The sequence below is a fragment of the Spirosoma panaciterrae DSM 21099 genome (genome assembly GCF_000374025.1).
In the GTDB taxonomy this organism is placed as follows: Bacteria; Bacteroidota; Bacteroidia; order Cytophagales; family Spirosomataceae; genus Spirosoma; species Spirosoma panaciterrae.
In genome coordinates this window covers 77,845-90,672 of sequence record NZ_KB893193.1, presented here as the reverse complement: position 1 = coordinate 90,672, position 12,828 = coordinate 77,845, and the positions used below count along the sequence as shown (strand labels likewise).

Genomic DNA, 12,828 nt, shown 5'->3' with positions numbered 1-12,828 from the left:
GTCGACGGTGATTGTATTGGACAATGCCCGGATTCACACAGCGGGCTACATCCAAGGGATGCGTCCGATTTGGGAAGCCAGAGGTTTGTACCTGTTTTTCTTGCCTGCTTACTGCCCTCATCTTAACCTTGCTGAAACCCTATGGCGTCATCTGAAAGGAGGCTGGCTAAGACCTGAGGATTATTTGACTAGTGATGATTTAGCCTATGCCTTAAATCGCTGTTTGGTGAATGTGGGTAGAAAGCTGATCATCAACTTCAGTGCTTTTAATGCAAACCAATAACCGAGGACTACTTACTATTTTTAATCTTTCTTTAATGTAGATCTTCGAAGCAGAAACGCATGAAACAATGGTATAAACTCGATCGCTATGACATTCTGGTCATGCTGTTGAGTTATCCGGCGATATTCATTGCAAACTACCTGGTTCTTGGGTCTCGCTACTTCAGCGATCCGACGCTATTCATTCCCGTAACAGCGGGTGTAACGGTCCTGTTTGTACTATTTGCCTGGTTCATGGATACCTGGATGAAGTACATGCGCTACTGCTACACCGAACTCGACCAGGCTTTCCGACGCATCATTTATTGCCTGCTGTTCTACGTCATTGTGACGGCTCTGTTCGTTTGCCTGATTTTTCTGCTATACGACTGGTTCAAAGTCCCTGGTTATCGCTACGACCCCATCATTTTTCGCTGGACCTTACTGATCGGGTTTATCTGTAATCTCCTTTCCATTGGCGTCTTTGAGTCCATCTACTCCTACCAGAAATGGAAGGAGAGTGTGAAACGGGAATATGAGTTGAAGGAATTGCACGTACAACGACAACTCGACATCCTGAAGCAGCAGGTCAATCCGCACTTTCTGTTCAACAGCCTCAATTCACTGGTTTCACTGATTGGCGAAGATCCGGTGCAGGCCGAGCGGTTTGCTGAAGAACTTAGCTCGGTATATCGCTACATTCTCCGGGCCAGTGAACAGAATCTGACCGATCTACAGACCGAAATGGTCTTCGTTGATTCGTACTACCACTTGCTGAAAACCCGTCATGGCGCTGGCCTTATTCTGAGCATTGACGTCGACAAACGATATGGGGCTTACCAAATTCCTCCGCTAACGCTCCAACTGCTACTCGAAAATGCCGTCAAGCACAATATCGTTCTGGCCGATCAACCGCTAACCATTCGTATCGAAACCGACAAACACGCCTTTCTGACCGTTCGAAACACCTTACAGAAAAAGCAGGCGCGGGTATTATCCAATGGGGTAGGCTTGAGCAACATTCTGGCAAAATACCAGATGCTGGGGCAACCTTCGCCAACGGTTCAGGAAACAGACGGGCAATTTGTGGTCAGATTACCGCTGATCAACGTCGCTTCATAGGCTGTTTTCGCCAATCCACCTCCCACAACGTCAGTTCAACCACGGCTTTTTCCGTTTCAGCCGTTTCCTTATTCCGGGCCGCAAGACGTGCAAATACCTTTGTTGCCGTTAAACAACAAATCTCCGCACAAGCGGCCTCTTCATGAAACCAACACCAACGTACCAAACCCTGGCCTTACCGGCCCGCACTACCCATACCCCAGCAGTAGTCGCGCTTAAACTACTCCTCTCGTTTTTGATGGCCAGTCTCTTTTTGCTGACTGGCTGTAAAAAAGAAACCGAAGTCAACCCATCTGGCTCGCTCACGGCCAGTGCCGGTCCCGATCAATCGGTACAGGTTGGGCAAACAGTCAATCTGGACGGCTCAGGTTCCAGCGACAGCCAGGGTAAACCCCTGGCATACCAGTGGACGCTGATCCGCAAACCTGCCAAAAGTACCGTAACTCTGAGCGATGCGGCTTCGTTCAAACCCAGCTTCAAACCCGACGAAGTCGGTGAATATGAACTGGAACTGGCCGTAACCAGCGCCAACGGTAAAAGCACGGACAAAGTGCTGATAACGGCTTCGGTAGCCGAACCACTAGCCATTACGGCCAACATAACCGTCAAAACCACCCTGATCGACCGCGTTCTGAATCCCGATCTGCCCGATTATATCGTAACGAAAAGCATTGATGTCAACAACGAACTTACCATCAATCCGGGTGTAGTGATTGCGTTCGAGCGCGATGTACGAATGAACGTCAACGATGGAGGTGGTTTACTGATCGCGAAAGGAACGGCGGAAAACAAAATCAAATTTGTAGGCGTGCAGAAAACCAAAGGCTACTGGATAGGGGTGTCGCTCTACTCGGGCAGCAATGCCAACACCCTGGAGTATGTGGAGATGATGCATGCTGGTAGCCGTACCGTTTATAGCACCACGAAAGCCGCCCTGTTCATGTCGGGAGGCAGCCGCGCTCAGATTGCGCTGAAAAATTGCCTGTTCTCGCAGAACGATGGCTATGGTCTGTATGTGCTGGATGGTGGTATTCTGCGCGAGTTTGCCCAGAACAGCTTTACCAGCAACACGGAAGCGGGTATCCTGCTGAATGCCGAGAACGTAGCTAAACTGGATGCCGCATCCACCTTTACGGGCAGCAACGGTCGCAACATTGTCGAAATTACCCCGTCGGGAATCAAAGGGACAAACGAGGTAGCCTGGAACGGTTTCAACGACAAAACCCCCTATCGGATCAGTGGTGACTTTTCGGTCGATGCAGGCTGGAAACTAGCGCCGGGGGTTACCATCGAAATGAACCGCGCTGCCGTCATTCGGGTCAACACCGCCGGATACCTGTCGGCCAAAGGTACCACAACGAATAAAATCATCTTTACAGGAGCTGACCGGACAACCCCCTACTGGAAAGGGATTATCTGCTACTCGCAGGACAGCAAGAATGAACTGGAAAACGCCGAGGTCAGCAACGCCGGCAGCAGTGTCATCGTATCGGCTAAGAAAGCTAGCATTGCGATTTACGGCACGAAAGCCCTGATGTCGATTAAGAATACGAAAATCAGTGGTAGTGGTGGGTATGGCGTATTTGTCAGCTATGGAGCTTCGGCCAATACCGATCTCAATACGGCCAACACCTTCGAGGCAAACGCCCAGACCAATGTTTTGATCGAGAAATAATTGATGCTCTCTGGTTATTAGGCTTCACCATCATTATTCGTCATTGGGTCATTAAGCAAGGCATGACCCTAATGACCATCAATGACGGCGAAGCCTAATAACCTTGAATGACATTGTCCATTATGACCTTCCAGATTTGGGGTGCGGTTTTTACAGGCATGGTACTCTCGATTATGTTGATGAACATAGTCCAGTGGACTACGTATCGGGATCGAAACTATGGTCTGTATACGTTATACATGCTGGCCTGGCTGTTTTATTTCGGCCTGCGCGTGTATGCCTTCCGCGATTGGTTCTCTCTGGAAACCAACCATTTCGTTCGGGCGGTTGCCCCGATGGGAGCCTATTACATTTATTTCGACTTCATCGACTCTATTCTCGATCTACGGCACCGGCTACCCAATTTTTATCGGCAGTTGCAACGAATTAAAATTGGCATTGTCATTTACATTGGTATTCATCTTTTGCTCTGCTATGGACCATCCTTATGGAACCCAGCCCTCTACGAAGTTACGTTTATCCTGATGCGCTTAGCCATGGCCGTTCTGGGTGTTTATGGTATTCAACAGATGCTATCGTTATGCGATCCGGTATCACGTATGTATGCCATCGGAACCGTTTTTCTGCTGGTCGGCGGGCTCACCTCCATGTTCCTGTCGATCATCCGGCCCAATGAAGACTGGGCCGGGCCGTTCTGGATGGTTTCACTGACCTATATGCAAATCGGTATTATTGCCGAACTGGTCTGTTTCTCGCTGGGGCTCAGTTATCGCCAGCGTCGGGCGGCCGTTCGCAATGCCATGATTGAACAGGAGCTAATGCACGAACGCGAAAAACACCATCGCGACCAACTGGAAGCCGAACTGGTGATGCAACGTCTGGAACAGGAAAAAACAGAAGTCCACATTCGGGCTTTGCAGGCGCAGATCAATCCCCACTTTCTGTTCAACAGCCTCAATTCGCTGAGTGCGCTGATTGATGATGATACGCAGCAAGCCGGAATCTTTCTGGATGAACTCAGCTCGGTATATCGCTATATGCTGCGGGCCAACGACCAGATTTTGATTCCACTAGCCGCTGAGCTGGCGTTTATCCGCTCGTACTGTCATTTGCTGCAAACCCGGCATGGCCAGGCACTTCGGGTAGAATGGGCGGTTTCGCCTTTATTACTAGCGCTTCAGCTACCTCCCCTTACGTTGCAGTTACTGGTCGAAAACGCCGTGAAGCATAATGTGATTTTAGCAGACTACCCGCTAACGATTGCGATTGCGACCAATGAGCAAAATCAGCTACAGGTCCGAAACAATGTACAGCGAAAAACGGTCCGCGTAGCATCCAATGGCGTAGGGCTGGCAAACATATGGTCAAAATATCAGATATTGAATCAACCCATTCCAACCATTCAGGAAGACAGGGGTCTATTCATTGTAACCCTTCCTCTTATTGAAAAAGAGTGTTCAGTATAAATAGACGAATGCATGGTTTTAGTACAGCGTAGGATTATGAAAATTTGTTAAATCGTTAATATTTGGCATTTTAACGACGCATCACACCTAAAGAATAAAAGACGACGTATGAAAAAAACTCCTTCTTTCACTATCGTTGGCGGGGGCATTGCCGGTTTAACCACGGCCATCGCTCTCAATCGAAAAAATATTCCGACCACTATTTTTGAAGCGGCTCCCTGTATGCAGCCATCAGGTGCTGGGCTAGCCCTGGCAGCTAATGCGATCAAGGCATTCCAGCGCCTGGGAATCGCCGATCCGATTATCGCTGCCGGTCGTCAGCTCGATGCGTTTACCATACTGGACGAACAAGGTGATAAAATTACCCGTACCGATAGCCGAAGTATAAGCCAACGCTTTGGTATAAATAATTTTACCATTCATCGGGCTGAACTGCACCGGATTCTCCTGGCTCAACTTCCTCCTGACAGCGTCCGTACAGGCAAGCGAACCATCCATATTCATCGGCAACCGGATGGCATTACGATTTACTTCGACGACGGCACCAGTCATAAAACCGATTATTTGCTCGTAGCGGATGGTATACGTTCTCCTATTCGCCAGCAACTCATACCGGGTTTCTTACCTCGCTATGCGGGTTATACGTGCTGGCGGGCTGTTGTCAATCTGCCGGGCAATACCTTACGGGAAGCAACCGAAACCTGGGGTACCAAAGGTCGGGTTGGGGTAGTTCCGATGGCAAACGACCAGGTGTACTGGTTCGCCTGTGTGAATGCCCCGGCTAAATCGGACGACATGCGCCAGATGACGGTTCAACAACTAGCCGATCGCTTTGCGCATTATCATGCCCCTATTCCGGAGTTGATCGCTCAAACGCCCAACTCGTCTCTAATCTGGAACGACATTGTTGATCTGAAACCCTTAAACAGCTATGTTTTTGATCGTGCGGTTCTGCTCGGTGATGCCGCCCACGCTACAACCCCCAATTTGGGCCAGGGTGCTTGCCAGGCCATTGAGGATGCGATCATATTGGCCGATGAATTAGCGAAAAACCAATCGCCGGAAGCAGCATTTGCCTCCTTCGATCACCGACGCTTACAACGCACGCATTACATTACCAACACCTCCTGGCGTATTGGACAGTTGGCCCAAACCAGCAGTCCCGTTTTGGCATTCCTGCGCAATGGATTGTTTCGGTATTTACCAGATAGTCTAAATCAGCGTCGACTGGAAACGCTGTATGCGGTCGATTTTTAAGCGATACAGGTTCGTTGCTGTAGGGTCAGAAATGTTTGTTTCATCCTTCTGAAACTTGCATTATCTTTACTAAAACGACCGAACTACTTCCCGTTGAACACGATTAACGATAAATGGCTGCGTGTAGTTGGCATTACGCTGATACTGGCATTCAGTATTACCGGCAATGGCTTTCACAGGCAACCGCTGACGGGTGAAATTCTACTTCGCATTTTCATCAGTTTTGTTTCCATTACCATAACCTGGCACGTTATTCGGGCCATTGTATTCTATTTTCGGCAGAAGTACTTTTCCCGGAAAGACATTTGGAAACGGCTTATCCTGACGTTTCTGACCGGAAGTGTGGCGACTACTGTAAGCCTTTGGCTGACAGGCGCTATCCGATACTGGTTTACTCACGGCACCCTGCTGGGCTATCACTCGTATGGGCATCCGGCCAGCATCACGATCAACAAAGCAACCATTGCCCTGAATCTGTATGGGTTCGACTTTGTGCAGGCTGCCATCAACTTTATCTTTTTTCAGACCATCTACGAGACCCTGTTTTTTGCCCGCGACTCAGCCCTCTACCAGAAAAAGCTGAAAGTGGCCGAACAGGAGCAGGAAAAACTACGCACGGCCAGTTTGCAAAGTCAGCTCGATGCACTCAAACAACAGGTCAACCCGCATTTCCTGTTCAACAGCCTGAATGTGCTGGACTCGCTCATTGAAGATGACCCCAAACAGGCACGGGTATTTCTGGAGGAACTCAGTACGGTTTACCGCTATCTCCTCCGCGCCAACGACCAGCATCTGACCGATCTGGGCACTGAGCTGGATTTTATTCAGTCGTATTATCACCTGCTGAGAACCCGCCACGGATCAGGCTTAACCATGAATGTGACCATCGATGACCGCTATCAAACGTATCGGATCCCTCCGCTTACGCTCCAGCTTCTGGTCGAAAATGCCGTCAAACACAACATTGTTCTTCCCGACCAACCGCTTAGTATCGACATTCTGACCGACGGGCAATCGCAGCTACAGGTTCGGAATAATGTGCAGCGGAAAACCATACGGGTAGCTTCCAATGGTGTTGGCCTGACCAACATTCTGACCAAATACCAGATGCTCAACCAGCCTAAACCCACCATCCAGGAAGCCGATGGGCAGTTTGTTGTCACCTTACCGCTGATCGCCCATAGCATTGAGTAGGCTGTACCCTATAAATTTTGTTCCGTACTAACCTGAAAGCCAACCTTCCCGGCCATTTTCGTGTTTATAGTATTGATCATTAATCTATTTATTCCCACCCAACATGGACTTTATCGATTATTACAGCGTTCTGGGCGTACCGAAAACGGCGTCGGACGAAGACATTAAAAAAGCCTACCGAAAACTGGCCCGGAAGCACCACCCCGACCTGAACCCGAACGATGCGGAGGCTAATAAAAAATTTCAACAGATTAACGAAGCCAACGAGGTTCTGAGCGATCCTGAAAAACGGAAGAAATACGATCAGTACGGTAAGGACTGGCAACACGCCGAGCAATTTGAGCAGGCCCGACAGCAACAACAGCAATATCGACAGCAGTATGCCCAGAGCAACACGGGCGATTACGATTTTTCGGATGGGTTCGGTGGCGCCGGTTTCTCCGATTTCTTCTCGTCTCTGTTCGGTCAGGAAGCCGGAGGGCGGGGTGGTCGCCGTACGCAATTTAAAGGGCAGGATTATCAGGCCGATCTTCACCTGAATTTGCAGGAAGCCTACACGACCCATAAGCAGACCATGACGGTAAATGGCAAAGCGATTCGCATTACAGTTCCGGCCGGTATTGAAGATGGGCAAAAAATCAAACTGGCCGGTTATGGCGCACCGGGTGTGAATGGTGGCCCAGCGGGCGACTTGTATATCACCTTCGTTATCGACGAGGATCCACGCTACAAACGGAAAGGCAACGACCTGTACATCGATGAAGAGATCGACCTGTACACGGCCTTGCTGGGCGGAGAACGCATTGTCGATACAATGGGTGGCAAGGTCAAATTGACCGTGAAGCCCGAAACTCAGACGGATACAAAAGTACGGCTGAAAGGCAAAGGGTTTCCCGTATACAAGCAGGACGGAAATTTCGGCGATCTGTATATTACCTGGCATGTGAAACTGCCCACCAACCTGACCGATCAGCAAAAAGAGCTATTCCGGCAGTTATCAACCCTTTAATACCCTGACGTATGCAAACCCAGCACCTGATATCCGTCATTGAGTTCTGTACTCACCACCACATCGAAATTACGTTTGTCGAAACCCTGGCCGATAATGGCCTGATCGACATAACTACTGTTGAACAGACTACCTATGTGCAACCCGAACAACTGGGCCGACTGGAAAAATTTGTCCGCCTGCATCAGGACTTAGCCATTCATGCCGACGATCTGGATGTGGTGAATGACCTTCTGGAACGTGTAGAGAGCCTTCAGCATGAGCTTAGGCAGGTGCGTAACCGACTGATTTTCTATGAATCAGGTCAGCGATGAAAATTACCTGAACTAGACGTAAAATGGTCAGAAATACGCCTTTCTGGCCATTTTACGTATCTATTTCCGTAACATGAGGTTCTTCTCTTCTATATGAAACAACTAGCCATTCCAGTAAGATTCCTTGTCTTTGTGACGCCACTTCTAGCCATACTCAGCAGTTGCCAGCAACAATCAAAGCATACCGAATCTGCCGCGCCAACCGATTCCTTAGCCGTACAATCAGCGAATAAATCCGATACCTTATGCTTTCAGCAGGTAGTAGGAAGAGACTCGACACGATTGCAACTGGTTCGGAATGGCTCAACCATAACGGGGAAACTAGACGTACTCCCTTTTGAAAAAGACCGTGCTCGCGGCACCATAAAGGGTATACAAACGGGCAGCCAGATTACAGCCGACTGGGAGCGTTCGGGCGAAGGGGTAACGCAGACCTATGCACTAGTGTTTACCTTAACAGGCGATACCATAACCTGGCAAGAGGGAGAACGCATCGAAAAGCAGGGAAAATGGGTTTTGCAAGATCCCAAACAGAGCTACGAATACACGCTGACGAAGGTGGATTGCCCATAAATAGACCTACATGGTTGATTTTAGCTTAACTTGAGGCTAAAATCTATCGACGAGATGTCAGTGGTCAACCGTCTGCTCCTCCTTATTAGTCTATCCTCTATTTTTATGGAAGCCGCCATGGCGCAAACCTCCAAACGCCCTCGCGATTATGGCATCCGGTTTGGTGTATTGCCTACAGGGGCGCTCAATGCCATAACCGACGTGCCTGGTGTGCGAATAGGCCAGGTTACACTGAAACAAGGCCAGAACGTTCGGACGGGTGTGACCGCCATCCTGCCCCACGAGGGCAATCAGTTTCAGCAAAAAAACCCGGCAGCGATCTACATTGGTAATGGCTTTGGGAAATTGACAGGCTACACTCAGGTCGACGAGCTTGGCACCCTCGAAACCCCCATCGTGCTAACCAATACGCTGAGTGTTCCTACAGCCGCCGATGCCCTGATCGACTATACATTATCGCAGCCGGGCAATGAACAGGTTCGCTCGGTCAATTCGGTTGTGGGTGAAACCAACGATGGCTTCTTAAATGATATTCGTGGGCGACACGTTACTAAACAACACGTTCTTGACGCACTAAAACAAGCCCGAACAGGCCCGGTTGAGGAAGGTAATGTTGGAGCCGGAACAGGCACTATTTGCTTTGGCTTCAAAGGAGGGATAGGTACAGCCTCACGTAAACTACCGGCCTCGCTGGGTGGCTATACTGTAGGCGTTTTGGTACAAACGAACTTCGGAGGGGTGTTGCAAATTGCAGGCGTTCCGATCGGGGTTGCTTTAGGCAAGTATTCGTTCAAAGAAAACCTCGATGGTTCATGCATGATGGTGGTACTGACCGATGCACCACTGGATGCCCGTAACCTCAAACGACTCGCCAAACGCGCCTTTATGGGCCTCGCCCAAACAGGGGGCATTGCCTCCAACGGTAGTGGCGACTACGTAATTGCGGTATCGACCGCTTACCGCATCCCCCATGAAACCAGCCACCCGTTCGATGACCTGAAACTGCTTCGAAACGACAACACATCTCCCCTGTTTTTAGCGGCCATTGAAGCAACAGAAGAAGCCATTATTAATTCACTGTTTGCCGCCCAAACGCTTACTGGCGACCAGAATCATCAGGTCGAACAACTTCCTGTCGACAAGGTAGTTGAGATTCTAAAGAAAGCGGGGCAAGCGAAGTAAAGCTCATCCTAATTGCGTTTGTCGCCCGCCAACGGCCAGTCGAACGAATCCATACGCGATCAGTCCTGAAACAACCGCAAACGCAGCCCATTTCAGATTGGTCAATACTGAGCAGAGCGACGCTACGGTTGTTGAAGTTTCAGGATAGCTTTTGAGCAGATAAACGATACAGGCATTTTCCAGTAGGTCGAATGCCCAAACCGCAATTGGAACGAGGTTCACCAGTCGGAATGGCGCGTAGGCTCGATTTCGAAAGATCAGGGAGAGAATCACACCCAACAGAAACGTATAAATAAGCGGATAGGCCAGATCATACGTCAACTCGCCCTGTGCATACAATCCCCGAGCCTCTGGCCCATAGTCAGCCACCATCTGCATAACTCGGGCCGGGTCATATCCGATTACCAGATCAATTGGACCAAGTGGCTTGCCCGCCAGAGCGTTCATCTCGGCTTCGAGCTGTTTGAAAATATAGACCGGGAACGGAATGTAAAGGACAACCCCCAGCAAAAGCCTTTTCCAGGACGCAATTCGGTAAAGGAAAGCGGAAAAAGTAGTAAGCATGGTTATGTAAAGAGGTTAAGAGCAAAAGCAAACCAATCATTCACCTTACTGATAATCAACCTCTTTACACAACAAAAACCATCAAATATCAGGCATCACTCAAACGGTCAGTGCCGATTGGAGGCAACACGCCAGAGTATACCCGCCAGAGTCAAAAAGGCGATTGCTCCCAGAAGTTCATACCCCCCTTCGCCCAATGCTCCGGCCAATGCAGGTTCAACTGTCAGTGATGTCAAGGCATTATAAACAGACTCGTTTACCGACAGCAGTGCAACGACTACACCAGCCAGCGCCCCTCCGGCAACTAGGCCCGTAGCGAACAGATTCCCTTTACCCAGATCAGCATCTTCTTCTACAACGCCTTTGCGCTTGGCATTCCAGTCAACGATGGCTTTTACCATCCCCCCCGCAAAAATAGGCAGTGTAGTGGAAAGCGGCAGATAAAGCCCTACGGCAAAGGCTAAGGCACTAACCCCCACCAATTCGAATACAAAGGCAATGAAGGCCCCCGCCAGTACAAATTGCCAATCCAGATTAAACGAAAGCAGCCCTTTGATGAGCGTAGCCATCAGTGTGCCCTGTGGAGCCGGGAATTTATCCGAACCAATGGCGTGGGTAATGCCCTGTGCTACCAGATCGGGGGTAGGGGTATCCAGTATTTTGACCGTAGCTCCAACCACCAGCGACGAAACGATAACCCCGATAAACAAAGCCATTTGCTGATATTTTGGGGTGGCCCCGACCAGATAGCCAGTTTTCAAATCCTGCGAGGTACCTCCGGCATTGGCTGCCGCCACGCAAATCATACTGCCTACCACCAATACGGCTGGCTCATACAATTTGCCCGTTAATCCAAAGCCGATAAACACCAGCGACGTGCCCATAATGGTGGCAATGGTCATGCCCGACACAGGCGACGAACTTGACCCAATCAGGCCAACGATCCGGCTGGCTACGGTTACAAAGAAGAACCCGAAAACAATGACCAGTAGGGCAATCAGCAATTTAGTCAGGACAGAATCGCCCGGGATTTGCGGCAGAATGACCATCAGGGCAGCCAGCGCGACACTACCGATAACCACAATCCGAACATTCAAATCCTGCTCGGTACGGGCTGTCCGGCTGCTTTCACTCATGTTCTCCTCCTGCTCCATAGCCGTGACCGACGATCGGCTGAAACTTTGCCGGAACGACGAAATAATGGTCGGAATGGTTTTGATCAACGTCATGAAGCCCCCTGCCGTAACGGCACCAGCGCCAATTTGGCGGATGTATGCCCGATAAATGGCTACAGCCGTATCGTTGAAGCTGTGAGTGGCAGGATTCCAGCCACCGGGTCCACCTGCCGTTTGAAGATTGGCCAGATAGCCCAGTTTCTGCAATTGTAAGGCAATGGTATCGCCCGGCACCACCGATGCCAGTAAGGGAATTAGCCCAAGCCACGCCAGAATACCACCTCCAACCAGCACCGCCGAGATCCGAAAGCCAATGATATAGCCTACCCCCAAATACTCTGGGGTGATTTCACCAGCTACCTGTGCCGATGGGAAATAGCGATTGGCCTGTTTTGTAGCCCAAACGGGTACTTCGGCAATCAGGTGAAGTACCTTTTGCAGAAACGCGTAGAGAAGTGCTACCCCCAGCCCCTGGTAGGCTGTTTTGGCAAAGTCGCCCCCTTTTTCGCCTGCGATCAGTACCGAGGCACAGGCTGTTCCTTCAGGATAAGGCAAGGTTCCGTGTTCCTGCACGATCAGGGATCGACGCAGTGGAATCATCATCAGCGTTCCGATCAATCCACCCAAAATAGCCAGGGTCAGAATCGTCCAGTAGTTAAAAAAGTCGGCTCCGCTGCCATTGGTCAGAAACAGGAATCCCGGCATGGTAAACACGACCCCTGAAGCAATACTCTCTCCAGCCGACCCGGTCGTCTGAATGATATTGTTTTCGAGAATAGTGGTGTTCAGGAATTTTCGGCCGAGCGAAATGGATAGTACGGCAATCGGGATAGACGCCGATACCGATAAGCCCGCTTTAAGGGATAAATAAACCGTTGCCGCTCCAAATAGTACACCAAATACAGCTCCGGTAATAAGGGCTTTTAGGGTAAATTCTGCAGGCGATTCACTGGCAGGAACGAAGGGTTTATGAGCAGTGGCGGTTTTGGCCATAGTTGTTGACTTTGTGATACGTAATGGGTAAGCATCACAAAGT

At 49.9% G+C, this 12,828-nt stretch carries 12 protein-coding genes; 10 read left to right on the top strand and 2 right to left on the bottom strand.

All coding sequences use genetic code 11. From position 1 onward, the window contains the following. From B153_RS37335 to B153_RS0120390, 10 genes are all read left to right on the top strand, one after another. Positions 1-283, top strand: a 283-nt coding sequence (locus tag B153_RS37335; RefSeq protein WP_020595917.1) for a transposase, incomplete at its 5' end; no start/stop codon positions are given. A gap of 59 nt (positions 284-342) precedes the next feature. Further along, positions 343-1,383, top strand: coding sequence for a sensor histidine kinase (locus B153_RS0120430; protein ID WP_020598605.1), 1,041 nt, complete (start codon positions 343-345; stop codon positions 1,381-1,383). Positions 1,384-1,525: 142 nt separating this feature from the next. After that, positions 1,526-3,058 (top strand): PKD domain-containing protein, encoded by a 1,533-nt coding sequence (locus B153_RS0120425; protein ID WP_020598604.1) that lies wholly within the window; start codon positions 1,526-1,528, stop codon positions 3,056-3,058. A gap of 107 nt (positions 3,059-3,165) precedes the next feature. Beyond that, a complete protein-coding gene (locus tag B153_RS38585) occupies positions 3,166-4,524 on the top strand; it encodes a sensor histidine kinase (protein ID WP_245564917.1) in 1,359 nt (452 codons plus the stop codon). Positions 4,525-4,632: 108 nt separating this feature from the next. Next, positions 4,633-5,781 carry an FAD-dependent monooxygenase gene (locus B153_RS0120415; protein WP_020598602.1) on the top strand — a complete coding sequence of 383 codons (1,149 nt, stop codon included), beginning with the start codon at positions 4,633-4,635 and terminating at the stop codon, positions 5,779-5,781. 93 nt (positions 5,782-5,874) lie between these two features. After that, on the top strand, positions 5,875-6,975 hold the full coding sequence (locus B153_RS0120410) for a sensor histidine kinase (protein ID WP_020598601.1): 1,101 nt from the start codon (positions 5,875-5,877) through the stop codon (positions 6,973-6,975). Between the two features lie 103 nt (positions 6,976-7,078). Further along, complete coding sequence (locus tag B153_RS0120405) at positions 7,079-7,984, top strand: DnaJ C-terminal domain-containing protein (RefSeq protein WP_020598600.1); 906 nt, start codon at positions 7,079-7,081, stop codon at positions 7,982-7,984. A gap of 11 nt (positions 7,985-7,995) precedes the next feature. Beyond that, positions 7,996-8,298, top strand: a complete 303-nt coding sequence (locus B153_RS0120400; RefSeq protein WP_020598599.1) for a chaperone modulator CbpM — start codon at positions 7,996-7,998, stop codon at positions 8,296-8,298. Positions 8,299-8,430: 132 nt separating this feature from the next. Continuing rightward, positions 8,431-8,871, top strand: a complete 441-nt coding sequence (locus B153_RS0120395) for a hypothetical protein (RefSeq protein WP_020598598.1) — start codon at positions 8,431-8,433, stop codon at positions 8,869-8,871. A 54-nt stretch (positions 8,872-8,925) separates the two neighbouring features. After that, entirely contained in the window at positions 8,926-10,053 is a 1,128-nt protein-coding gene (locus tag B153_RS0120390) for a DmpA family aminopeptidase (RefSeq protein WP_026262311.1), read from the top strand. Between the two features lie 3 nt (positions 10,054-10,056). Here the strand turns inward: B153_RS0120390 and B153_RS0120385 are convergent, their stop codons facing one another. Then, complete coding sequence (locus tag B153_RS0120385; RefSeq protein WP_020598596.1) at positions 10,057-10,617, bottom strand: hypothetical protein; 561 nt, start codon at positions 10,615-10,617, stop codon at positions 10,057-10,059. Between the two features lie 107 nt (positions 10,618-10,724). After that, positions 10,725-12,785 (bottom strand): OPT family oligopeptide transporter, encoded by a 2,061-nt coding sequence (locus B153_RS0120380; RefSeq protein ID WP_020598595.1) that lies wholly within the window; start codon positions 12,783-12,785, stop codon positions 10,725-10,727. Between the last annotated feature and the right edge of the window lie 43 nt (positions 12,786-12,828).

What these genes read in the sequence shown, in the direction of transcription:
- B153_RS0120430 (WP_020598605.1), top strand. Translation starts at nt 343, where the DNA reads ATGAAACAATGGTATAAACTCGATCGCTATGACATTCTGGTCATGCTG.
- B153_RS0120425 (WP_020598604.1), top strand. Translation starts at nt 1,526, where the DNA reads ATGAAACCAACACCAACGTACCAAACCCTGGCCTTACCGGCCCGCACT.
- B153_RS38585 (WP_245564917.1), top strand. Translation starts at nt 3,166, where the DNA reads ATGACATTGTCCATTATGACCTTCCAGATTTGGGGTGCGGTTTTTACA.
- B153_RS0120415 (WP_020598602.1), top strand. Translation starts at nt 4,633, where the DNA reads ATGAAAAAAACTCCTTCTTTCACTATCGTTGGCGGGGGCATTGCCGGT.
- B153_RS0120405 (WP_020598600.1), top strand. Translation starts at nt 7,079, where the DNA reads ATGGACTTTATCGATTATTACAGCGTTCTGGGCGTACCGAAAACGGCG.
- B153_RS0120400 (WP_020598599.1), top strand. Translation starts at nt 7,996, where the DNA reads ATGCAAACCCAGCACCTGATATCCGTCATTGAGTTCTGTACTCACCAC.
- B153_RS0120390 (WP_026262311.1), top strand. Translation starts at nt 8,926, where the DNA reads ATGTCAGTGGTCAACCGTCTGCTCCTCCTTATTAGTCTATCCTCTATT.
- B153_RS0120385 (WP_020598596.1), bottom strand. Translation starts at nt 10,617, where the DNA reads ATGCTTACTACTTTTTCCGCTTTCCTTTACCGAATTGCGTCCTGGAAA.
- B153_RS0120380 (WP_020598595.1), bottom strand. Translation starts at nt 12,785, where the DNA reads ATGGCCAAAACCGCCACTGCTCATAAACCCTTCGTTCCTGCCAGTGAA.